20 protein-coding genes and 1 pseudogene are annotated in these 23534 nt (G+C 60.7%); 14 read left to right on the plus strand and 7 right to left on the minus strand.

Translation table 11 applies throughout. From position 1 onward, the window contains the following. The first annotated feature begins 52 nt into the window (after positions 1–52). The 14 genes and pseudogenes from FHT93_RS27985 to FHT93_RS28050 all read left to right on the plus strand — a co-directional run bounded on the left by FHT93_RS27985 (position 53) and on the right by FHT93_RS28050 (position 16141). Positions 53–865, plus strand: a complete 813-nt coding sequence (locus FHT93_RS27985) for a DeoR/GlpR family DNA-binding transcription regulator (protein WP_018114481.1) — start codon at positions 53–55, stop codon at positions 863–865. 47 nt (positions 866–912) lie between these two features. Next, the gene (gene rhaS, locus FHT93_RS27990; RefSeq protein ID WP_007825786.1) at positions 913–1908 is read left to right on the plus strand and encodes a rhamnose ABC transporter substrate-binding protein; all 996 of its coding nucleotides are present in this window, start codon (positions 913–915) and stop codon (positions 1906–1908) included. Positions 1909–1980: 72 nt separating this feature from the next. Then, positions 1981–3516: a sugar ABC transporter ATP-binding protein gene (locus tag FHT93_RS27995; RefSeq protein WP_112969179.1), complete on the plus strand. Its 1536-nt coding sequence runs from the start codon at positions 1981–1983 to the stop codon at positions 3514–3516. Positions 3517–3526: 10 nt separating this feature from the next. Further along, the gene (locus tag FHT93_RS28000) at positions 3527–4516 is read left to right on the plus strand and encodes an ABC transporter permease (RefSeq protein ID WP_183850510.1); all 990 of its coding nucleotides are present in this window, start codon (positions 3527–3529) and stop codon (positions 4514–4516) included. After that, the gene (locus FHT93_RS28005) at positions 4513–5523 is read left to right on the plus strand and encodes an ABC transporter permease (RefSeq protein WP_018114477.1); all 1011 of its coding nucleotides are present in this window, start codon (positions 4513–4515) and stop codon (positions 5521–5523) included. The genes FHT93_RS28000 and FHT93_RS28005 overlap by 4 nt, the downstream gene beginning before the upstream one ends. Beyond that, the gene (gene rhaM / locus FHT93_RS28010) at positions 5520–5840 is read left to right on the plus strand and encodes an L-rhamnose mutarotase (RefSeq protein ID WP_018114476.1); all 321 of its coding nucleotides are present in this window, start codon (positions 5520–5522) and stop codon (positions 5838–5840) included. The genes FHT93_RS28005 and rhaM overlap by 4 nt, the downstream gene beginning before the upstream one ends. Next, on the plus strand, positions 5837–7204 hold the full coding sequence (locus tag FHT93_RS28015) for an FGGY-family carbohydrate kinase (RefSeq protein ID WP_183850512.1): 1368 nt from the start codon (positions 5837–5839) through the stop codon (positions 7202–7204). Before rhaM ends, FHT93_RS28015 begins: the two co-directional genes overlap by 4 nt. Positions 7205–7282: 78 nt before the next feature. Beyond that, positions 7283–8038 (plus strand): fumarylacetoacetate hydrolase family protein, encoded by a 756-nt coding sequence (locus FHT93_RS28020; protein ID WP_183850519.1) that lies wholly within the window; start codon positions 7283–7285, stop codon positions 8036–8038. Positions 8039–8155: 117 nt separating this feature from the next. Further along, positions 8156–9040 carry a helix-turn-helix domain-containing protein gene (locus FHT93_RS28025; protein WP_029616355.1) on the plus strand — a complete coding sequence of 295 codons (885 nt, stop codon included), beginning with the start codon at positions 8156–8158 and terminating at the stop codon, positions 9038–9040. 162 nt (positions 9041–9202) lie between these two features. Then, positions 9203–11366 (plus strand): annotated as a pseudogene (locus FHT93_RS28030) (TonB-dependent siderophore receptor). A gap of 89 nt (positions 11367–11455) precedes the next feature. Next, positions 11456–12235, plus strand: a complete 780-nt coding sequence (locus FHT93_RS28035; protein WP_113014428.1) for an ATP-binding cassette domain-containing protein — start codon at positions 11456–11458, stop codon at positions 12233–12235. A 3-nt stretch (positions 12236–12238) separates the two neighbouring features. Beyond that, positions 12239–13114 (plus strand): ABC transporter substrate-binding protein, encoded by an 876-nt coding sequence (locus FHT93_RS28040; RefSeq protein WP_183850521.1) that lies wholly within the window; start codon positions 12239–12241, stop codon positions 13112–13114. After that, positions 13107–15095: a Fe(3+)-hydroxamate ABC transporter permease FhuB gene (fhuB, locus tag FHT93_RS28045; protein ID WP_183850568.1), complete on the plus strand. Its 1989-nt coding sequence runs from the start codon at positions 13107–13109 to the stop codon at positions 15093–15095. Before FHT93_RS28040 ends, fhuB begins: the two co-directional genes overlap by 8 nt. Further along, a complete protein-coding gene (locus tag FHT93_RS28050; RefSeq protein WP_183850523.1) occupies positions 15092–16141 on the plus strand; it encodes a siderophore-interacting protein in 1050 nt (349 codons plus the stop codon). Before fhuB ends, FHT93_RS28050 begins: the two co-directional genes overlap by 4 nt. Before the next feature lie 7 nt (positions 16142–16148). On the opposite strand, the gene mmsB is transcribed toward FHT93_RS28050, so the two are convergent. The 7 genes from mmsB to FHT93_RS28085 all read right to left on the minus strand — a co-directional run bounded on the left by mmsB (position 16149) and on the right by FHT93_RS28085 (position 23331). Beyond that, a complete protein-coding gene (mmsB, locus tag FHT93_RS28055; RefSeq protein ID WP_113014431.1) occupies positions 16149–17030 on the minus strand; it encodes a 3-hydroxyisobutyrate dehydrogenase in 882 nt (293 codons plus the stop codon). Between the two features lie 9 nt (positions 17031–17039). After that, a complete protein-coding gene (locus FHT93_RS28060; protein WP_113014432.1) occupies positions 17040–18635 on the minus strand; it encodes a GMC family oxidoreductase N-terminal domain-containing protein in 1596 nt (531 codons plus the stop codon). 111 nt (positions 18636–18746) lie between these two features. After that, positions 18747–19736: a branched-chain amino acid ABC transporter permease gene (locus FHT93_RS28065; RefSeq protein ID WP_113014433.1), complete on the minus strand. Its 990-nt coding sequence runs from the start codon at positions 19734–19736 to the stop codon at positions 18747–18749. 1 nt (position 19737) lies between these two features. After that, positions 19738–20625, minus strand: a complete 888-nt coding sequence (locus FHT93_RS28070) for a branched-chain amino acid ABC transporter permease (RefSeq protein WP_112969068.1) — start codon at positions 20623–20625, stop codon at positions 19738–19740. A 4-nt stretch (positions 20626–20629) separates the two neighbouring features. After that, positions 20630–21331 (minus strand): ABC transporter ATP-binding protein, encoded by a 702-nt coding sequence (locus tag FHT93_RS28075; protein ID WP_183850525.1) that lies wholly within the window; start codon positions 21329–21331, stop codon positions 20630–20632. Beyond that, on the minus strand, positions 21331–22116 hold the full coding sequence (locus FHT93_RS28080) for an ABC transporter ATP-binding protein (RefSeq protein WP_112546241.1): 786 nt from the start codon (positions 22114–22116) through the stop codon (positions 21331–21333). Before FHT93_RS28080 ends, FHT93_RS28075 begins: the two co-directional genes overlap by 1 nt. 3 nt (positions 22117–22119) lie before the next feature. After that, entirely contained in the window at positions 22120–23331 is a 1212-nt protein-coding gene (locus tag FHT93_RS28085; RefSeq protein WP_029869011.1) for an ABC transporter substrate-binding protein, read from the minus strand. Between the last annotated feature and the right edge of the window lie 203 nt (positions 23332–23534).

A 23534-nucleotide genomic window follows, 5' to 3' on the forward strand; every position in this document is an offset into this window, starting at 1 on the left:
GATTGACAGGCTTTAACGGATACGAAATAAATATGACAAGAGGAGGAGCCCAATGCACGAACGCGAACGCCATCGCATTATCTTAAGCGCTGTCCAGGAAAAGTCCGTCGTTACGATTCAGGACATTTCCGAGCTGACGGACGCTTCTGAAGCGACGATCAGGCGCGACATTGCGGCTCTTCACGTGCAGGGTAAGATCCGGCGCGTTCGTGGCGGCGCGGAGGCGGTGCACCCGCCGCAGCTTGGAAATCTTGCAGGACGCCCGTTCAGGGTTTCAGAATCGGTCAACATCGATAAAAAGCGCTCAATCGCGCGCGCAGCCGTCGACCTCTGTGAGGCGGGCGACGCCATCATCATCAATGGCGGCACGACGACCTTCCAGATGGTGCATTACATGGCCGGCCATCGCATGCAGGTCATGACCAATTCCTTCGCCATCGCCGAACATCTGGTGAAGCATTCCAAGAACAGTGTGACGGTGCCGGGCGGCGCGATCTATCGCGAGCAGAGCCTGATCCTGTCGCCCTTCGACAATGATGCGATCCGCAATTTCTATGCGCGGCGCATGTTCATCGGCGCCCAGGGCGTCGGCCCGCTCGGCATCATGGAGGCGGATGCCCTCATCATCCAGAGCGAGCAGAAACTGATGCACCAGGCCGATGAACTCATCGTCATGGTCGATTCAAGCAAATTCAATCGCCGGTCGAGCCTCATTCTTTGTCCGCTCGACCGCGTATCTGTGGTTATCACCGATGACGGCATCTCGGAGGAAGCGGCTCGCATGATCGAGAATGCCGGCGTCCGGCTCGTCGTGGCAAGCGCGGTGGCCCAGGCTGTGAAGGAGGATTCCTCGTCGGTCGCATGAGGCGTCGGCGAGGTGTGGAAGTCTAAATCTTAGTGGGAGGACATGACATGAAACTTGCAAAGACACTTGCAATCGGTGTGGCTTTTGCCGTCGCCATGATGGCTGGCGCCGCAAGCGCCAAGGACATCAAGATCGGCCTCGTCGTAAAGTCGCTCGGCAACGGCTTCTTCGACGCCGCCAACAAGGGTGCCCAGGAAGCAGCCAAGGAACTCGGCGGCGTGGAAGTCATCTACACCGGCCCGACGAGCACGACGGCCGAAGGCCAGATCGAAGTGATCAACTCGCTGATCGCTCAGGGCGTCGATGCCATCGCGATCTCGGCGAATGACCCCGACGCCGTCGTTCCGGCGCTGAAGAAGGCTACCCAGCGCGGTATCAAGGTTATTTCCTGGGACTCCGGCGTTGCTCCGGAAGGCCGCATCCTGCAGCTCAACCCGTCTTCGAACGAGCTGATCGGCAAGATGTGCCTGACGCTCGCCAAGGATCATCTTGATGGCGGCAAGGGTGACTTCGCCATCCTGTCTGCAACGACGACCTCGACCAACCAGAACATCTGGATCGACCAGATGAAGAAGCAGCTCAAGGACTTCCCGGGCCTGAACCTCGTCACCACCGTCTACGGCGACGACCTCTCGGACAAGTCCTATCGTGAAGCCGAAGGTCTCCTGAAGTCCAACCCGAACGTCAAGGTCATCGTCGCTCCGACGACGGTCGGCGTTCTCGCTGCCTCCAAGGTTGTCGAAGACAAGGGTCTGGTCGGCAAGGTCTACGTGACCGGTCTCGGCCTGCCCTCTGAAATGGCTGGAGCGATCAAGTCGGGTGCCACGAAGGAATTCGCCATCTGGAACCCGATCGATCTCGGCTACTCTGCAACGCAGATCGCCTATCACCTTGCAAAGGGTGATGCCGACGGCAAGCCGGGCAGCGAAATCGAAGCCGGCCGCATGGGCAAGATCAAGATCGGCGACAATGGCGAAGCCGCTATGGCCGACCCCTTCGTCTACAATGCCTCGAACATCGACCAGTTCTCCAAGGTCTTCTGATTTCAGAGATCATGAACGGACACCCGGCGGCTCTGCCGCCGGGCTTCTCTTTCGATGGTGGTAAGCTTGCTGATGTCCCCTGCCCTTCAACACCCCGTCGCGGATCAAAAAACCGATGACGCATCCGCCATTCTGGAAATGCGCGGCATCTCGCAGATCTTTCCGGGCGTGAAGGCGCTCGATAATGTCAGCATCGCGCTTTATCCCGGCAAGGTGACGGCACTTATCGGCGAAAATGGCGCCGGCAAGTCGACGCTCGTCAAGATCCTGACCGGTATCTATCGCCCCAATGAGGGCGAGATCATTGTCGACGGCAACTCGGTGCATTTTGCCACCGCGCAGGCCGCGATCGATGCAGGTGTAACCGCCATCCACCAGGAGACCGTGCTCTTCGACGAACTGTCGGTCGCCGAAAATATCTTCCTCGGCCACGCGCCGCGCACCCGCTGGCGTACGATCGACTGGAGCGAGATGAACAGCCGCTCACGGGCGCTGCTGACCTCGCTTGAAAGCAATATCGATCCAACGATCCGCCTGAAGGACCTCTCGATTGCGCAGCGCCATCTCGTGGCGATCGCTCGCGCTTTGTCGATCGAGGCCCGGATCGTCATCATGGACGAGCCAACGGCTGCGCTGTCGCGCAAGGAAATCGACGATCTCTTCCGCATCGTCGAGGGGTTGAAGGCAAGCGGCAAGGCAATCCTTTTCATCAGCCACAAGTTCGACGAGCTCTACGAGATCGCCGACAATTACGTCGTCTTCCGCGACGGCCGTGCCGTCGGCCACGGAAAGCTCAAGGAAACACCGCAGGACGAAATCGTCCGCATGATGGTCGGCCGTGACGTCGAGAACGCGTTCCCGAAAATCGATGTGGCGATCGGCGGCCCGGTCCTGGAAGTCGAGAAATACAGCCATCGCACCGAATTCCGTGACATTTCCCTGACGCTGCGCAAGGGCGAAATCCTCGGTATCTACGGGCTGATCGGCGCCGGGCGTTCGGAGCTGGCCCAGTCGCTCTTCGGCATCACCAAGCCGCTCTCGGGCAGTTTGACACTTGAAGGCCGTTCAATTTCGATCAACTCGCCGCATGACGCCATCCGCGCAGGCATCGTCTACGTGCCGGAAGAGCGCGGCCGGCACGGCCTGGCCCTGCCGATGCCGATCTATCAGAACATGACGCTGCCGTCGCTGACGCGCACCTCGCGCAAGGGCTTCCTGCAGGCCGCGGAGGAATTCGCGCTCGCCCGCAAATATGCCGAGCGGCTGGACCTGCGCGCTGCTGCCCTTTCCGTACCGGTCGGCACACTTTCGGGCGGCAACCAGCAGAAGGTCGTCATCGGCAAATGGCTTGCCACCATGCCGAAGGTCATCATTCTCGATGAGCCGACCAAGGGCATCGATATCGGTTCGAAGGCTGCCGTCCATGGCTTCATCAGCGAGCTTGCGGCAGAAGGTCTCTCCATCATCATGATCTCTTCCGAACTGCCCGAGATCATCGGCATGTCGGACCGTGTGCTCGTCATGAAGGAAGGCCTGTCGGCGGGGTTCTTCGAACGCGATCAGCTTTCGCCGGAAGCGCTGGTGCGCGCGGCGACCGGAAATGCATGAGGTGACGGGCATGATGAGACTGATCAGAAAACGCGAAACCTTGCTCTTCGCCATCATCGTGGTGATGATTGCCGTGTTCTCGACGCGCGCAGCCGATTTCGCCACACCGGATAATCTCGCCGGCATCTTCAACGATACGGCAATCCTCATCATCCTGGCGCTTGCCCAGATGACGGTGATCCTGACGAAATCGATCGACCTTTCGGTCGCAGCCAACCTCGCCTTAACCGGCATGGCGATCGCGATGATGAACGCGGCCTTTCCCGGACTGCCGCTCATCGTTCTCATCCTTGCGGCAGTCGTGATCGGCGCAACCCTCGGCTCGATCAACGGTTTCCTCGTCTGGCGGCTCGAAATACCGCCGATTGTCGTTACCCTCGGCACCCTCACCATCTATCGCGGCATGGCCTTTGTGCTCTCGGGCGGCGCCTGGGTGAACGCGCATCAGATGACGCCGACCTTCCTTGCCGTTCCTCGCACGCCGATCCTCGGCTTGCCTGTGCTGAGCTGGGTCGCCATCATCATCGTCGCGCTGATGTACATGCTCCTGCGCTACAGCCCGTTCGGCCGCTCGGCCTATGCAACCGGCGGCAATCCGACCGCCGCCATTTATGCCGGCATCGATACGGGCAAGACGAAATTCCTGGCCTTTGTGCTCTCGGGCGCGCTCGCCGGTCTTTCCAGCTATCTCTGGGTTTCCCGTTATGCGGTCGCCTATGTTGATATCGCCAACGGTTTCGAACTCGACAGCGTCGCGGCCTGCGTCATCGGCGGCATTTCGATTGCCGGCGGTGTCGGCTCGGTTGCCGGCACGGTGCTCGGCGCGCTCTTCCTCGGTGTCATCAAGAACGCCCTGCCCGTCATCGGCATTTCGCCTTTCACGCAGATGGCGATCTCAGGAACCGTCATCATTCTCGCCGTCGTCTTCAATGCAAGGCGCGAGCGCAATCGCGGCCGCATCATCCTGCGGGATCGCGCAGCAGCGGAGGTCGCAGCATGAGCGCCGTTTCGTCAACACCCGAAAAGCGCGTCATTCCCGATCGCCTCGGCACACCCTTCAAGCGTGTCATGTCAAGCTGGGAAGTGCTGCTCTTCGGTGTGGCCGTCCTGATCTTCATCTTCAATTCCGTAGCTTCGCCCTATTTTCTCGATGCCTGGAACCTCTCTGACGCGACCTTCAACTTCACCGAAAAGGCGATGATCGCCTTTGCAATGGCGCTGCTCGTCATCGCAGGTGAAATCGACCTGTCGGTTGCCGCGATCATCGCGCTTGCTTCCACGGCCATGGGTGCTGCGGCACAGGCCGGCGTCGGCACACCGGGCCTCGTTCTGATCGGCATCGGCACCGGCCTTCTCTGCGGCATCTTCAACGGTGTGCTCGTTTCCGTGCTGAAACTGCCCTCGATCGTCGTCACCATCGGCACGATGAGCCTCTTCCGCGGCATTTCCTACATCGTGCTCGGCGACCAGGCCTATGGAAAATATCCGGCTGATTTCGCCTATTTCGGCCAGGGTTACGTCGTCTGGGTTTTCTCTTTTGAATTCGTTCTGTTCATCGTACTGGCGATCCTTTTCGCCATCCTGCTGCATGCGACGAATTTCGGCCGGCAGGTCTATACGATCGGCAACAATGACTTTGCCGCCCGCTTCTCCGGCATTCCGGTCGAGCGTGTAAAATTCATCCTCTTCCTGCTGACCGGTGTGATGAGCGGCATCGCCGCCGTCTGCCTCACCTCGCGCCTCGGCTCGACGCGCCCGTCGATCGCTCAAGGATGGGAGCTGGAAGTCGTCACCATGGTCGTGCTCGGCGGCATCTCGATCCTCGGCGGTTCCGGCACGATCGGCGGCGTCGTTATCGCCGCCTTCGTCATGGGCCTTGTCACTTTCGGTCTGGGGCTCCTGAACGTACCCGGCATCGTCATGTCGATCTTCATCGGCCTGCTCCTGATCATCACCATCGCGATCCCGATCATCGCCCGCCGCATCAAAGCCATGAGCGCCAAATGACCCTGGAAAAACACGCCTTCAAGATGAAGCTCAATCCTGGCATGGAGGCCGAATACAGGAAGCGGCATGACGAGATCTGGCCGGAACTGGTCGATCTGCTGCATCAGTCCGGCGCCAGCGACTATTCGATCCATCTCGACCGCGAGACCAACACGCTTTTCGGCGTGCTGACCCGGCCGCAGGATCACACGATGGCAAGCCTGCCGGACCATCCCGTCATGAAGAAATGGTGGGCGCATATGGCTGATATCATGGCGTCCAATCCCGACAATTCGCCCGTACAGAGCGACCTCGTTACTGTTTTTCATATGCCATGAGCGATTACCGCCGCATCGCCGTTCTCGATATCGGCAAGACGAACGCCAAGGTCGTCGTTCTCGACAGCACGACGGGCTCAGAAATCGCCGTCCGCAAGCAGCCGAACACGGTCATCCGCGACGGCCTTTATCCGCATTATGATATTGAAGCACTCTGGAGCTTCGCTCTCGCCTCGCTGAAAGCCTTTGCGAGCGAGCCGGGTTTCGATGCGATCTCGATCACCACGCACGGCGCGGCCGCCGCCCTGCTCGGCGCGGACGGCAAGCTTGTGATGCCCGTCATCGATTATGAGCATGAATATCCACAGGAGATCCGCGACGCCTATGACGCGTTGCGGCCGCCCTTCTCCGAAACCTTCTCGCCCCGTCTTTCAATGGGCCTGAATATCGGCGCACAACTCCATTACCAGAAAGCGGCTTTTGCCGAAGAATTCGCCAAGGTCGCAACCATCCTCACCTATGCGCAATATTGGTCGGCACGATTGACCGGCGTGGCGGCAAACGAGGCAACCTCGCTCGGCTGCCACACGGACCTCTGGAACCCGAAGACCGGTGCCTACTCTTCGCTGGTCGATGCGCTTGCCATTCGCGACCGGATGGCGCCGATCCATTCAGCCTTTGATCCACTCGGTCCCGTTCTGCCGGACATTGCCGAAGAAATCGGTCTCTCGGTGCCGGTCTACTGCGGCATCCATGATTCCAACGCGTCACTGCTGCCGCATCTCGTCGGCCGCGAGGCGCCCTTTGCCGTCGTCTCGACCGGGACCTGGGTCATCAATTTCGGCGTCGGCGGGGATCTCGCCCATCTCGACGCCAAGCGCGATGCGCTCGCCAATGTCGATGCCTATGGCCGCGCCGTGCCCTCCTCCCGTTTCATGGGCGGTCGTGAATTCGAAATCCTGTCGGCCGAGATCGGCAAGGTTGGCGATGCTGAGGCAAAAGCTGCTATCGCGGATGTCGTCGAAAGGGGCATCATGCTGCTGCCGAACGTGGCATCCGGCTCCGGTCCCTTTCCGGGCAAGGTCAGCCGCTGGATCAACGCGGAAAATGCGAGCCGCGACGAACAATATGCCGCTGCCTGCCTCTATCTCGCATTGATGACGGAGGCCTGTCTCGGGCTGATCGGCGCCAAAGGCCCAATCATCGTCGAGGGTCCTTTCGCATTGAACGAGACCTATCTGTCGCTGATTGCCGCAATCACCGGCCGTGATACGATGGCGCTGCCGGGCTCGACCGGCACCAGTCAGGGCGCTGCCCTGCTTGCCGGCATCAAGCCGGTATCCGGCGTGGAAAAACACTTCTCGCCCCAGGCAATTCCAGGCCTTCCCGCCTACCGGGAGCGCTGGTACGCCGCGATGGAATAACAGTCTTTCCAAGACTAGCCTTGTCCACGTCGGCTGCGCCGTTACTGTGGCACCTCTCGATTTGATGGAGGAAACAGCATGACTGATTCATTCGACCCGCGCGCACTGGCCACCAAACTCCGCGGCTTGCGCCAGGCCGCAAAGCAGGAGCCGACGAGCGCCTTTTCGCTGCCGGCTGATCTGAACCAGGCGATGGAAACCCAGAATGCCGTGGAGGCTGAAGAAGGGATCGCGAGCAACGCCTGGAAGGTCACGTCCTCGCCCGAGGGCCAGCCGGTTACAGCACCTCTCCATCCCTATGCCGAAGCCACCTCCGGTGCGACCATTGCCTGGTATCCGGGCCTGAAATTCGAAACCGAAATTGCCGTTCGCTTCGGCAAGGATCTGCCCTACCGCAAGGGTGCCCCCTATAGCCGCGCCGAAGTGCTGGAGGCGATCTCCACCGCCTATCTCGGCGCCGAACTGCTGGTCAGCGCGGTCAGGGAAAGCGGTGCTGTCTCCTTCCTTCTCTTCCTCGCAGATCGTCTCGGCAATAGCGGTTATGTGCTTGGCCCCTCCATCGCAAAGAGTTTCATCGATACCGCCGCAAGCACACCGCTGAAGGTCACCCAAGGCAGCAAGACGATCTATGACGGCCTAGCCAAACATCCGAAGGGCGACGTCGTGACCTGGCTGGTCGACTACGCCAACGACCCGCTGCGCCCGGAAGGTTCACTGAAATCGGGCGCGCTTGTCACCACCGGCACGCTCAGTGGCGCCGTCGAACTCACCGAACCCGGCGAGATCGACATCCGCTTCGGCGACAGCGCAAGGTTGACCTTCTCCGTCGTCTGATACCGGCATTTCCACCCGCATGAACTGGGTGATTGTCATCCCACTCCGCCTCCTGTATTAAACTTGAGTTTATTACGAAGGTTTATTTCGGCCGTCCGGCCGGAGACAGAAGTGGAAATGACGTTTCAACCGCGCATGCAAAACAGGATTCACGGCTTTTCCGTCACCAAAGGCGTCAATCGCCGGGTGTGGAACGGCATCGTGGCGGATGTCTGGGATGTGGACTGTGCTCCCCATTCCGGCGGCTACTACGTATCGCGCGACCCGCGGCTTTTCATCCTCCTTGAAAAGCGCGGGCCGGGCAATTCGCAGGTAAAGCTCTCGCCACGCGCCCACGGCACGGTCCAGGACACTGAAAAGCGGCCGATCTCCTATGTGCCGGCCGATATGGAAGTCTGGGCCGATCTGGTGGATGTGCATTCCCTGCGCCATCTCGATATCCATTTCGATGTCGAGACGATCAGCCGAAGGCTCGGCGATGATCTCGATCCGCAGCGCCTCGCCAATGCCCAACTGCTGTTTTCCGACGAGCGGCTGTTGTCGCTCGCCCAGCTGATTGCCGCCGAATGCGTCAATCCACAGCCGCTGCATGATCTCTATGGCGACGGCCTGTCGCTCTCCCTCATCATCGATGTGCTGAAGCTTACCAAGGTGCAGCCGCGCAAGCGCAGCAAGCTTGCCGGCTGGCAATTGCGCCGTGCCACCGATTTCATCGAGGAAAACTGCCTGCGCAACATCCGGCTTGAGGAACTGGCATCGGTCACCGGCCTGTCGCAATCGCATTTCAGCCACGCCTTCAAGGCCTCGACCGGCGTGGCACCGCATCAATATCAGACCAATCTCCGCCTCGATCGCGCAAAACATCTGCTCGTGCGCAGCGAGTATCCTCTGACGACCATTGCCGTCGAAACGGGCTTTGCCGATCAGGCCCATTTCACTCGTGTCTTCCGCAAGAATCTGGGAACCACGCCGGCGAACTGGAAAAAGGCGCAGATTGCGTAAGTGCAACACGCCTGAGCTTTTGCACGCCGCGCAGAATATTGCCCAAGAACGTTCAATTTCCACCCGATCAGGACAATCCGCCCAATTAAATTTGAGTTAAACACTCGACTTATTCAAGGCCATTGCGCGGCTGGAAAAGCCGCGGCACGAGTGGGGTAATCTATGCGAGCGCAGACCAAAGGGCTCACCTTCAGGACATATCTATTGGCAGGAACGGCTGTCACCGGCATCATGGCGATCTCTTCCGCCGTTGCCCAGGATGCCAATCCGACGCAGTTGGCGCCGATCGTCATCCAGGGCGCCGGCGATGAAACCGCCACCAGCCCCGTCAAAGGCTATGTCGCAAAAACCTCCTCCACAGGCTCCAAGAGCGATACGCCGCTGAACGAGATCCCGCAGTCGGTCTCCGTTATCGGCAAGCAGGAAATGGACGATCACGGCATCACCAACAAGATCGACGAGGCGCTGCTTTATACGCCCGGCGTCACGACCCAGCCTTTCGGCAATGATCCCGATACGGACTGGTTCTATATCCGCGGCTTCAACGCCACAGACCGGCGTCTTCTTCGACAACCTGAACCTCTTCAGCTACGGCTTCGGTGGTTTCCAGATCGATCCGTTCATGCTGGAGCGCGTCGAGGTTCTAAAGGGGCCGGCCTCGGTTCTCTACGGTGGCGCCAATCCGGGTGGCATCATCAATCTCGTGCGCAAACGCCCGCTCGACGAGCCGCTTTATTACGCCGATATCGGCATCAACAGTAACGGCAACGCCTTCACCGGTTTCGACATATCCGACAAGGTTGGTTCCAGCGATACGATGACCTACCGTATCACCGGCAAGGTCTCCGGCGGCGACAACTACTCGGATTTCTCTCATGATTTCCGCGGCTTCATCATGCCGCAGCTGAAGATCGCACCTGACGATGCGACGAGCTTTACCGTCTGGGGTTACCTCGCCGGCCTCGATCAGGTCCATACCGGCAACGGTTTCTTCCCATATGTCGGCACGGTCGTAGACGCGCCCTTCGGCAAGATCCCGCGCGACGCCTTCTACGGCGAGCCCGATATCGACGACGGCAGTTATGTCCAGAAAATGATCGGCTATGAATTCGAGCACGAATTCGACAGCGGCGTGAAATTCACCTCGAACTTCCGTTATGGCCGGCTCGACAAGCATGAGCAGGGCCCATACCTCAACGGCTATGTCGGCGGCGTGCCGACAGCACCGGATTACGATCTGGCTCGTATCGGCTTCGAAGGCCGGTCCGGCGTCGATTCCGTCGGTATCGACAATCGCATCGAGGGCGAGGCCGAGTTCGGCGGCGCAACGCATAATCTGCTCGCCGGCATCGACTACAAATATTACCGGTTGGACAATTGGCAGGCTTGCTGCGGCTCTAACCCGATCAGCGCAACCGATCCGGTCTACGGCACGCCGCAAGGAGCCAATTTCGTTTACGCCGATGGCATCGTCACCATGAAGCAGATCGGTATCTACGCTCAGGACCAGATCCATTTCGGCGACGGCTGGCTGCTGACATTGAATGGCCGTTATGACCATGTCGATATCGACTCCGATGCCGCGATCGGGACGAGCTACAGCTTCGATGATGGCGCAGCCAGCGGCCGTGCCGGCCTCGCCTACGAGTTCGACAATGGCCTGACCCCCTATGTCAGCGTCGCAAGCTTCTTCAACCCGTTGATCGGCACCGGCATTTCCGGCCCGCTCAAGCCTGAGGAAGGTTATCAGATCGAAGGCGGTGTCAAGTATGAGCCGACTTTCTTCGACGGCGTGATTACGGCCTCGGTGTTCCAGATCGACAAGCGCAACAATGCCGTGACGAACCCGGTCACCTTCGAACAGAGTCAGCTCGGCAAGGTGCGTTCGCGCGGCTTCGAACTCGAAAGCAAGGTCAACGTCAACGACAACTGGAAGGTCACTGCCGGGCTCGACTACACCGACATGGAAGTGCTTGAAAACGAAGCTAACCCGCTTCTCGTCGGCAAATCCCCTTACATCACGCCGAAAGTCAAGGCTTCGCTCTGGATTGACTATCTCGTCACGACGGGCGCGCTGGAAGGGGTGAGCTTCGGCGCCGGCGTTCGGCATCAGGGCTGGTCCTGGGCTGACGAAGCCAACACCGAGAAGGTGCCGGCTGCAACCGTGTTTGATGCAGCCATCCGCTACGAAAAGGAAAATTGGGCGGCATCGCTCAACGTCGCCAATCTCTTCGACAAGGAGTATGTGTCGGGCTGCCAGGGCCTGACGGTCTGCGGTTACGGTGACGCACGCACGGTCACTTTTAAGCTTAGCAAGAAATGGTAAGTTGACAAATCGAGTTTAGTTTTTCAGGAAGCTGCATGAACGGGAGGCCTGGTCCTCCCGAACCCTTGCAGCAAAGCCGGAGTTTCCTCGTGTCCACGCCCTTCCTGAACCTTGCCGGGATCGATTACGCGATAGGCAACAGGCCGATACTTGACGGTATCGATCTGACACTTGAGGCTGGCCGTATCTATGGCCTCGTCGGCCCAAACGGTTCCGGCAAAAGCACCCTTCTGAAGATCGTTGCCCGGCAGATCGCCCCGAAGAGCGGCTCCATATCTTTCGACGGGAAGGCGGCCGCCGACTGGGGCAGTCGCGCGTTCGCCCGCCATGTCGCCTATATGCCGCAGTTCACGCCAGCAACCGATGGCATGACTGTACGGGAACTGGTGGCGCTCGGCCGCTTCCCCTGGCATGGCACGCTCGGCCGCTTCAGTGCCACCGATCGCGACATGGTCGAAGAAGCAATCGTCCGCACTGAGCTTGAGGATTTTGCCGATCGTCTCGTCGCGAGCATGTCTGGCGGCGAGCGCCAGCGCGCTTGGATCGCCATGATGCTTGCCCAGAACGCCCGCTGCCTGCTGCTCGACGAACCGACGTCGGCGCTCGATCTTGCGCATCAGGCCAGCGTGTTGTCGCTGGTGCAAGAACTCAGCCATGAGCGCGGGCTAACCGTCGTCATAGTGCTGCACGACATCAACCTCGCGGCGCGCTACTGCGATGCGATCATCGCGCTCAACCGTGGCCGCATCACCGCTGAAGGCACGCCAGCCGATATCATGCAGGCCGACATGCTGCAGTCGATCTTCGGCGTCGGCATGGGCGTTTTCTCGCACCCGGTTCGAAACGAGCCGGTCAGTTATCTGTTGTAGGCCATGGCATTTTTCTCCCGCAGGCAGCTTCTCGCCGGTGCGGCGGCCACGCTGTCGGCCCCGGCTTTGCTGCGGGCGGCCGATAGCATCCGTGTCGCGACCCTCGATTGGGCCTTGCTCGAAACCCTGCTGGCAATCGGCGCCAATGTTGTTGCCGGAACAGAACTTCGCCAGTTCCGCGAGGTGGCGGTCATACCCGCGGTGCCAGATGATGTCGCCGATCTCGGCCTGCGGGGCACGCCAAACCTCGAAGTACTGCGGTTTGCCCGACCGGACCTGATTTTCAATTCGAACTTCTACGCCTGGGCGGATGCCCGTATGCAGCCGATCGCACCCGTCGAAAGCCACGCGATCTATAAGCCTGGCGAGAGCCCTTACATGCTCGCAGAACAGGCAACAATCGCCATCGGCGATCGGCTAGAGCTTGATGCTGCGAGAAAGCTCACAGAAGAGCTTGCCGGAAGGCTGGACCGCTACAAGGCTACATTTGCGGCGGGCGACGGCCGGCCTGTCCTTCCGATCAATCTCGGCGATGCCAGGCATTTTCGCGTCTTCGGTTCCGACAGCATGTTCGGCGAGGTGCTGAAGCGCGTCGGTCTGATCAACGCCTGGCAAGGCGCGACCAGCTACTCGGCTGCGGCCCCTGTCGGCATCGAGACGCTGGCCTCCATGCCGGATGCCTGGATCGTCATGATCCCGCCGCATCCGGTTGATGCGCTCGCCACGCTGTCGGCAAGTGCCTTCTGGAATGCGTTGCCGGCAGTACGCGAGAAACGCGTGCTCGTACTTGGTTCGATCAATCCCTACGGCGCGCTGCCTGCCGCCATGCGCTTCGCCGATCTTTTGCGGGAGGGGCTCGGTCATGCATGGAATGGCTAGCCTTGCTCAGCCCGCCCGCGGTCACAGTCTTCCGCTTGCGGCGATTGTGCTTCCCGCCCTTTGCGTCGCTGCCTTTGTGTTTCTGATCGCGACGCGCCCGCAGGTGCCCGGCGATGCCGCTCAGGCGGCCGCCCTCGATAGCGTTTTGCTCTGGAACAGCATCCTCCCCCGCTCTGTGCTGGCGCTAGTTGCCGGTGCTGCGCTCGGCCTTTCCGGAACGTTGTTGCAGCGCGTGCTGCGCAATCCGATAGCCGATGCCTCCACACTCGGCATTGCCTCCGGTGCAGAACTGGCGATGACGGCAGCGCTCAGTTTCTCGCCGTTGCTGATCGGCCCTTCGCGAGAGATCGTCGCTTTCGGCGGCGGCCTTGGCGCCGTCGCGATCGTGCTGGCGCTCAGTTGGCGACGCGGGCTCGATCCGGTCACCGTGGCGCTCTCCGGCATGATCGTCAGCATGATCGCTGCAGCGCTGAGCGTGACCCTCATCCTCGCGCGCGGCGAATATGCCATGTCGATCTATATCTGGGGTGCTGGCTCGCTGAGCCAGCAGGACTGGGATGGCGTCATCACGCTCGCACCCCGCCTCGTTCTCGGCTTTGTCTCCGCCCTGATCCTGATACGACCACTGCGCATCCTGACGCTCGACGACAGCAGCGCCAGAAGCCTCGGCCTCGCGTTGCATATGGCGCGTTTTGCCGTCCTCGCGCTCGCTGTCTGGCTTGCAGCCTCGGTCACCTCTGAAGTCGGCGTCATCGGCTTCCTCGGCCTCGCAGCACCAGCCATCGCCAGGCTCCTGGGTGCGCGCAGTACTGGAAGCTTGATGATCGCTGCGCCACTGACCGGCGCCGCTTTACTGTTCCTTACCGATTGCCTGACGCAAATTCTCGGCCCCGGCTTCACCGATCTCGCCCCTACCGGCGCTGCCACCGCGCTGCTCGGCGGTCCCTTGCTGCTGTTCCTGCTGCCGCGCGTGCATTCCGTCTCGGCCGTGGCAGCGCAGTCAACACAGGCGCTCAAGAGGCTGTCGAAGCCAATCGCCGCCCTTGCCGTGCTGTCAGCCGCAATCCAGCTGCTCTTCGCACTCTTCCTCACACTCGGTCCGTCCGATGATGGCTGGCATATGGCCACCGGCGTGCTCTTCACTGACCTCCTGCCTTTCCGCCTGCCGCGCACGTTAGTTGCGGCCGGTGCCGGTGGCATGCTCGCCGCCGCCGGCTTCATCATGCAGCGCGTCACCGGCAATCCGATCGCCAGTCCGGAAGTGCTCGGCATCAGCAGCGGCGCCGGCGCGGGCCTGACTGTCGCGCTCTTCCTGTTCGGCTTCCCCTCGCCCGTCATCATGCTGCTCGCTATGGCGCTGGGCGCGCTCGCGGCTTTCGGTGCGATGATCGCCATTTCCGCTCGCGCGCAGTTTTCGCCAGAGCGCATGCTGCTCGCCGGTGTCGGCATCGGCGCCTTCGCAATGGCAATCGTCACGATGGTGCTCGCGCAGGGCGACATGCGCGGTTACATCCTGCTCACCTGGCTTTCGGGCTCGACCAATCGCGCGGGTGCTTTTGAAGCCTGGACGGCAATGATTTCGCTCATCGTCCTGGTGACGCCGCTGCCCTTCCTCGGCCGCTGGCTGACGATGTTGCCGCTCGGCGGCAATTCCAGTCGATCTCTCGGCCTCCGGGTCGGCGCAAGCCGCCTGGTTCTGGCCGTGCTCGCCGCACTGATGACGGCGATCGCGTCATTCCTGGTCGGCCCACTCAGCCTCACCGGGCTCATCGCCCCGCATCTGGCGCGCCTGGCCGGCTTCGACCGACCTGCACATCAGCTTGCTGCGAGCGTGCTTTCAGGCGCCGGGGTGCTGATGACGGCCGACTGGCTCTCGCGTGTCGTCATCTACCCCTATCAGGTGCCGGTCGGCCTTTTCGCCGCCCTGATCGGCGGCCCCTACCTCATCTGGCTGCTTTCGCGAAAGGACATCAAACAATGATGGGCGAACCCTTTACCGCATCCGGCGTCGCAATCGCCGTCGATCCAGGCCGAATGCTCGACGAGCTTTGCTCGCATTTCGTCGAGCACAGCACCGTGAAGCGCGACGGCGATCTGGTCACGCTGGAAATGATTACCGGCAAGGCCGATATCCGGCACGAGGGCCGCAAGCTTGAGATCGAACTCTCGTGCCGAAGTGCGCGTGCACTCCAGAATGTCCGCTCGGTGCTTGCCGAGCATCTCTTTCAGTTCGCCGGCGAAGACACGCTGGAGCTGACATGGTCGGACGCACCGAAAGCCGACCACCTGCCGGATCTGCGCGAAATCCGCGTGATCGGCGCTCGTAACATCAGCCCGCATATGCGCCGGGTGACTGTGGCATGTGATGATGCCAGGCATTTCGCACACGGCGGGCTGCACTTCCGCCTGCTGATCCCACCGAAGGGTCGTGCGCCCGTATGGCCAAGGCTCCGCTCCGATGGCCGCATTGAATGGGCGAAGGATGAGGATGCGCTGACCGTGCGTATCTACACGTTCCGCAGGATCGATCTGGAGCGCGGCGAGATCGATATCGATTTCGTCTTGCATGAGGGCGAAAACATGCCCGGCGCCGAATGGGCGGTGAATGCGCAGCCCGGCGATATCGCCGGTGCGCTCGGCCCCGGCGGCGGCGGTGTCCCCGATGCCACGTCGATGATCCTTGCCGGCGACGAGACGGCCCTGCCCGCGATCTCGCGCATTGCGGCAGAAGTTCCCGCGGGAACGAAGTTGCGTATCTTCCTCGAAGTCGATGGTACCTCGGAGGAATTGTCGCTGCCGTCCGCTGGCACTGTCGACCTGACCTGGATGCATCGTAACGGCGCGCCGGCCGGCACCATGGGTCTCATCGAAAGCGCCATCAAAGGCGCACTGACGGATGTCGACGCAGAGACCTTCGTCTGGGCCGGCTGTGAACGATCCGAGGCCAAGCGCATCCGCGATTTCCTCAAGACCGAACGTGGCCACGACCGGCACAAGATGAGCATCGGCGCCTATTGGGAGCGGTAGAGGCGCCTTATGCCTTTTCGCGGAACATCTCGATAATGGCGGAGAAATCCCTGCCGCCGTTGCCGAGCTTCTCGAAGAGTGCGTAGAGCTGCGCGGCTTCCGCACCAAGCGGCGTGGAGGCACCGCTCGCGAGTGCCGCCTCCTGTGAAAGCCTCAGATCCTTCAGCATCAGTGCTGCAGCAAAACCCGGCTTGTAGTCATTGTTGGCCGGCGAGGTCGGTACCGGTCCCGGCACCGGGCAATAGGTGTTGATCGACCAGCATTGGCCGGATGAGGTGGAGGCGACATCGAAGAGCGCCTGATGCGAGAGACCGAGCTTTTCGGCAAGCACGAAGGCTTCGCAGACGCCGACCATGGAAATGCCGAGGATCATGTTGTTGCAGATCTTCGCCGCCTGTCCGGCGCCTGCCTCACCGCAATGAACAATCTTCTTGCCCATAGCCTCCAGGATCGGCTTTGCCTTGGCAAAGGCCTCTTCCGAGCCGCCTGCCATGAAGGTCAAGGTACCGGCGCTCGCTCCGCCCGTACCGCCGGAAACGGGTGCGTCGAGCGAAAGGCAGCTTGCTGCTTTCGCTATTTCGTGCGCCTTGCGGCTGCTTTCGACATCGATGGTCGAGCAATCGATGACGAGCGTACCCTGCGCCGCCGATTGCAATATGTCGGCCCAGGCCGTCAGCACGTGCTTGCCCTGCGGCAGCATGGTGATGATGATCTCGGCCTCCCTGACCGCCTGGCTGGCATGGCTGGCCGGTTTCACACCGCTTTCCTCCGCAGCCTTGAGCACCGGAGCCGCCAGATCGAAGCCAAGAACCTCGTGGCCGGCTTTGACGAGATTGGCAGCCATTGGCCCGCCCATGTTGCCAAGCCCGATAAATCCGATCCTTGCCATGCTCTTCTCCTATCTGTTGTCCTCGATGATCATGGCCGCCGCCTTTTCGGCAATCATGATCGTCGGCGAATTGGTATTGCCCGAAGTGATGGCCGGCATCACCGAGGCATCCGCGATCCGGAGCCTGCCGAGCGCCCGCAATCTTAGCCGCGGATCGACGACGCTGTCCCTGTCGATGCCCATGCGGCAGGTGCCGACCGGATGAAAAATCGTCGTGCCGATATCGCCTGCCGCCTTTTCCAGTTCCGCCTCGTTTCGGTAGCTCGGCCCCGGCTTGAACTCCTCTGGATGAAAGCGGGCGAAGGATGGCTGCGCGACGATCCGGCGCGTCAGCTTTATCGAGCGAACAGCTATGTCGCGATCGCGCTGTGTCGAGAGGTATTTTGGCGCAATGACGGGCTGAGCGGCAAAATCGGGGCTGGAGACATGCACAGAACCGCGGCTTTCGGGCCGGAGATTGCAGACACTCGCCGTGATTGCCGGAAAGGAGTGGACGGGATCGCCGAACTTGTCGAGGGATACAGGCTGCACATGATACTGCAGATCGGGTGTTTCCTTATCAGGGCCAGACCGCGTGAAGATGCCCAGCTGGCTTGGCGCCATCGCCATGGGTCCGGAACGGTGCATGAGATATTCGAGGCCTATTGCCGCCTTGCCGAGCAGCTTCGACGCTTTTTCGTTGAGTGTCGGCACACCTGTCACCTTATAGGCAAGCCGAAGCTGCAGATGATCCTGCAGGTTCTCCCCGATGCCCTTCACCTCGGTCAGCACGTCGATGCCGGCCTGATGGAGAACGTCACCGCGGCCGACGCCTGACAGCTCCAGAATGTGTGGCGAGCCGATGGAGCCGGCCGAAAGCACCGTCTCCTTCGCTGCATAGGCCCGCTTCGCCCTGCCGCCATGCTGGAACTCGACGCCGGTGACGGAGCCCTCCTCAACCAGCAGCCGCCGCACCTGCGCTTTGGTCATGACAGTGAGATTGCCGCGTTTCATGGCCGGGCGCAGAAAGGCCTTCGTCGCGTTCCAGCGGATGCCGGCGCGCTGGTTGACGTCGAAATAGCCGGAGCCTTCGTTGCTGCCGCGATTGAAATCTGCCGTTTCGGGAATGCCGGCCTCCTTGGCCGCCTGCTGGAAGGCATCGAGCACATCCCAGCGGACGCGCGCCTTTTCCACGCGCCATTCACCACCGGCGCCATGCATCTCGTCCTCGCCCTTATGGTGATCTTCCGACTTGCGGAAATAAGGCAGCACGTCGTCCCAACCCCAGCCGGTGCAGCCCATCTGCCGCCAGAGATCGTAGTCGCGGGCCTGACCGCGCATATAGATCATGCCGTTGATGGAGGAACAGCCGCCGAGCACCTTGCCTCGCGGATAATTCAGCGCCCGCCCGTTCAGCCCGTCCTCGGGCGCGGTCGTAAAGCACCAGTCGGTGCGCGGATTGTTGATGCAATAGAGATAGCCGACGGGAATATGGATCCAGTGGTAGTTGTCGTTGCCGCCCGCCTCCAGCAGCAAGACCCTCGTATTGCGGTCGGCCGATAGCCGGTTTGCGAGCACGCAGCCGGCACTGCCTGCCCCGATGATGATATAGTCGTAGCGATCCATGGATCATGCACTCCGAAATGGCTGCCCTCCCGCCTCCCCGGGGCCGCGGAGGCGGGATTTTGCGGCGCCGCTGCACATCTTTTCCCATTGCAGGAAAAGAGGTCCGCCCGTTCAGCGGCGGTAGACAAAGCCCAGTTTACGCCCGAGCCGCGAGGCGTAGAATTCGCCGATAATACCACGGCGGAAGATCAGCACGCAGATCATGAAGACCACGCCGGTGATGATAGTCACCGGAAATTCCGAGGTCGCGAGATAATTCTGCAGCGTCACGACGAGGCCAGCGCCGAATACCGGGCCGATCAGCGTGCCGATACCGCCGAGCAGGGTCATCAGGATCACCTCACCCGACATCTGCCAGGCGACATCCGTCAGTGTCGCAAACTGAAAGACCAGAGCCTTGACCGATCCTGCCAGCCCGGCAAGAGCTGCCGACATTACGAAGGCTCCGAGCTTGTAACGCGCCACGGAATAGCCGAGCGAGATTGCCCGTTGCTCGTTCTCGCGGATCGATTTCAGGATCATGCCGAAGGGCGAATTGATGAAGCGCCAGATGATCAGAAGTCCGATCAGGAACACCGCCAGCACGAAATAATACATGTTGGTGGAGCTGCTGAGATCGATGAAGCCGAAGAGGTGGCCGCGCGGCACGGACTGGATGCCGTCCTCACCTTCAGTGAATTTTGCCTGCAAGCAGAAGAAGAAGAACATCTGCGACAGCGCCAGCGTGATCATGGCGAAATAGATACCCTGGCGTCGGATCGCAAAGAAACCCATGACGAGGCCCAGAAATGCGGCCCCGGCGACGCCGACGAGGATGCCGAGCTCGGGCGGAAAGCCCCAGGACTTCACCGTATAGGCGGTGAAATAGGCAGCGCCGCCGAAGAAGGTGGCATGACCGAAGGACAGCAGTCCCGTGTAGCCGAGCAGCAGGTTGAAGGCACAGGCAAAGAGCGCGAAGCAAAGCAGCTTCATCAGGAAGATCGGGTAGAAGAAGAAGGGCGCGAGCAAGAGAAGCAGGAGCCCGATGATCAGGAACCCAGTCTGAACCGATAAAGCAGTTCGGCTCTTTTCCGTTCGGATGGTTTCGGTGATGTCAGCCATGTCACGCATCCCGGCCGAAGAGGCCCGCGGGCCTGATGAGAAGCACGATCGCCATGATGACGAAGACGACGATATTGGAGGCCTCCGGATAGAAGACCTTGGTCAGGCCTTCCGCGATGCCAAGCACATAGCCCGTGATGATGGCGCCCATGATCGACCCCATGCCGCCGACGACGACCACGGCAAAGACGACGATGATCATGTTGGAGCCCATCAGCGGCGAGACCTGGTAGATGGGGGCGGCGAGCACGCCGGCAAAGGCGGCAAGGCCGGCGCCGAGCGCATAGGTAAAGGTCAGCAGCACCGGCACGTTGACGCCGAAGACCTGCACGAGTGTGGCGTTTTCCGTCGCCGAGCGCAGATAGGCACCGAGCTTGGTCTTTTCGATCAGCAGCCAGGTGCCGATGCAGACGACGAGCGAAACGACCACCACCCAACCGCGATAGATCGGCAGAAACATGAAGCCGAGATTCACGCCGCCGGCCAGTGCCGGCGGCGTCGCATAGGGTTGACCGGATGAGCCGTAAAGATAGCGGAACGTGCCTTCGACTGCGAGCGCCAGACCGAAGGTGAAGAGCAGGCCGTAGAGCGGATCGAGATCATAGAGGCGGCGAAGGAAGAGCCGCTCGATGACTGCGCCGGCTAGCCCGACGATGACGGGCGCCAGGATCAGCGACGGCCAGTAGCCGATACCGAGATAGTTCAAGAGCAGGTAGGCCACGAAGGCGCCGAGCATGTACTGGGCGCCGTGCGCGAAGTTGATGACACGCAGAAGACCGAAAATGATCGCAAGACCAAGGCTCAGCAGCGCATAGAAGGACCCGTTGATCAGGCCGATCAGCAGCTGGCCGAGCAGTGCCTGCAAGGGAATGCCGAAGATCATCGTCATCGCATCACACTCCCAGAACCTTGTGCAGCATATCCATGCGCTGCGGCAGTTCGCCGACAGGGAATTCCGAGGCCATCTGCCCATGATCCATCAGATAGAAGCGATCGGCAATACGGCTTGCGAAACGGAAATTCTGCTCGACGAGCACGATCGTCATGCCGCGCTCCTTCAGCGTCCTGAGAACCTCGCCGATCCGCTGCACGATAACAGGCGCCAGCCCCTCGGTTGGCTCATCGAGCAGCAGCAGGCGCACGCCGGTGCGCAGAATGCGGGCGATCGCCAGCATCTGCTGCTCGCCGCCCGAGAGCTTGGTGCCGGAACTCGTGCGCCGCTCGTAAAGGTTCGGAAAAAGCTCGTAGATTTCATCGAGGGTCATGCCGCCGGGCGCTACGACCGGCGGCAGCATCAGATTCTCCGAAACCGTCAGCGTCGAAAAAATACCGCGCTCCTCCGGTACGAAGCCGATGCCCTTATGGGCGGTTTTATGCAACGGCACCTGCATCATATCCGTACCAGCAAAGCTGATCTTTCCCTTTCGGGAGCGCACAATACCGGTGATGGTGCGCAAAGTCGTCGTCTTGCCAACACCATTGCGGCCGAGAATGGTAATCATCTCGCCTTCGCCCACCATCATGTCGATGCCGTGCAGGATGTGGCTTTCGCCATACCAGGCGTTCAGCCCCTTAACTTCGAGAAGCGGCGCCATCAGTGATGCTCCTCCGTGCCCATATAGGCCTGGCGTACGCGCTCATCCTGACTGACTGTCGCATAGTCCCCCTCGGCGAGGATCTCGCCGCGCTGCAGCACGGTGACATGCTGGCAGATATTGGCAACGACGGACAGATTGTGCTCGACCATCAGAACCGCGCGGTCGCGGGCGACATCGCGAATGATGGCGGAGACGACGCTGACATCCTCCTGCCCCATACCGGCCATCGGCTCATCGAGAAGCAGCACTTTCGGATCGAGCGCCAGAGTGGTCGCAATCTCCAGCACACGCTTGCGCCCATAGGAGAGGTCGGCGGCGATATGATCACGCTCCTTGGAAAGCCCGACACTGGCGAGCAATTGCTCGGCCCTATCATTGAGACTGTCGAGCGCCGAAAGCGGTCGCCAGAACTGTGTGGAAAGATTATTCGGCCGCTGCAGGGCGACCCGGACATTATCGAGCACGGAAAGATGCGGGAAGACGGCAGAGATCTGGAACGAACGGACGAGGCCCATGCGCGCCACCCGGTCCGGAGGCGTCCTGGTGATGTCGGTCCCCATCAGCGTGATGGCGCCTGATGTCGGCTGCAGGAACTTGGTGAGCAGGTTGAACACAGTCGTCTTGCCGGCACCGTTCGGCCCGATCAGTGCATGGACGCTCGCATCATGCACATCGAGATCGACATTCTTGACGGCCGTGAAGCCGCCGAAATCGCGGCGCAGGCCGCGGGCGGAGAGTACCACCCGCGGCTTGGCTCCAGTTTCAATCGCGGAAACCGCCATCGTTCACTTCACCAGATCGCAGCCGCTCTTGGCGGGGTCGATATAGGCTTCCTTGCCCGGGATGGTAGCGAGAACGTTGAAGTAATCCCACGGTTCCTTGCTTTCCGCGGGCTTCTTGACCTGCAGCAGGTACATGTCATGGATCATGCGGCCGTTCGGGCCAACCGTGCCGCCACGGCCGAAGACGTCGTCGACAGGCATTTCGTGCAACTGCTTGGCGACGGCTTCCGTCTCATCCGTTCCGGCCTTCTGGATCGCCTTCAGATATTGCAGAACCGCCGAATAGGTGCCGGTGTGTATCATGTTCGGCATCTTGCCGGTGCGGGCAAAGAATTTCTTGGCGAATGCGCGGCTGTCGTCGTCGCGGTTCCAGTAATAGCCCTCCGTCAACGTCAGGCCCTGAGCTGCTTCGAGGCCAAGGCCGTGAACTTCGGCGAGCGTGAAGAGCAATGCCGCCAGATGCTGGCCACCTTGGGTGATGCCGAACTCCGCCGCCTGCTTGATGGCATTCGACGTATCGAGGCCGGCATTGGCAAGGCCGATAACCTTGGCGCCCGATGATTGGGCCTGCAGCAGGAAGGACGAGAAGTCCTGCGTCGACAGGGGATGGCGCACCGAACCGACGACCGTGCCGCCGCTTGCCTTTACGTAGTCGGTGGTCTGCTGTTCCAGCGAGTAGCCGAAAGCGTAATCCGCCGTCAGGAAGAACCAGCTGTCGCCGCCCTGCTTGACCAGTGCCCCGCCGGTACCGACGGCAAGTGCATGGGTGTCATAGGCCCAGTGGAAGCCATAAGGCGAGCAGGCCTTGCCGGTGAGATCTGTCGTCGCAGCACCCGTAACGATATCGATCTTCTTCTTTTCCTTAGCGACCGCCTGGACTGCGAGCGCAACCGAAGAGGTCGTCAGTTCCATGATGGCATCGACCTGTTCGGTGTCATACCACTGGCGGGCAATGTTGGAGGCGATATCAGGCTTGTTCTGGTGGTCGGCGTCGACGATCTCGACCGGCATGTCGAGTACCTTGCCGCCAAAGTCCTCGACGGCCATCTTCGCGGCCTCGACAGAGGATTTGCCGCCAAAGTCGGCATAAACGCCCGACTGGTCGTTCAGAATGCCGATCTTGACCTTACCATCGGAAATAGCTGCGCTCTGGGCAAACACGGCAGTGCTGCTTGCAAGCAAAAAGGCAACGGACGCAATGAAATTCTTTCGCATATTCTCTCCTCCCAGAGATTGGCCAGATCGCGAATCTGTTCAAATTTGGCGATCCACTCTCCTCAAAGCGGCCGCTCCACCCTTACGATCACGGAATTTCCTCCACGAGGCAACTGGCGGTTTACATCTAATTCCAAACAGTATCTGTTCGTTTTTGCACAGCAAGCGAATTACATAATTTTCCCTCTTAGCCCCGAAGCACT

The sequence above is a fragment of the Rhizobium sp. BK379 genome, from assembly GCF_014193955.1.
Classification (GTDB): domain Bacteria; phylum Pseudomonadota; class Alphaproteobacteria; order Rhizobiales; family Rhizobiaceae; genus Rhizobium.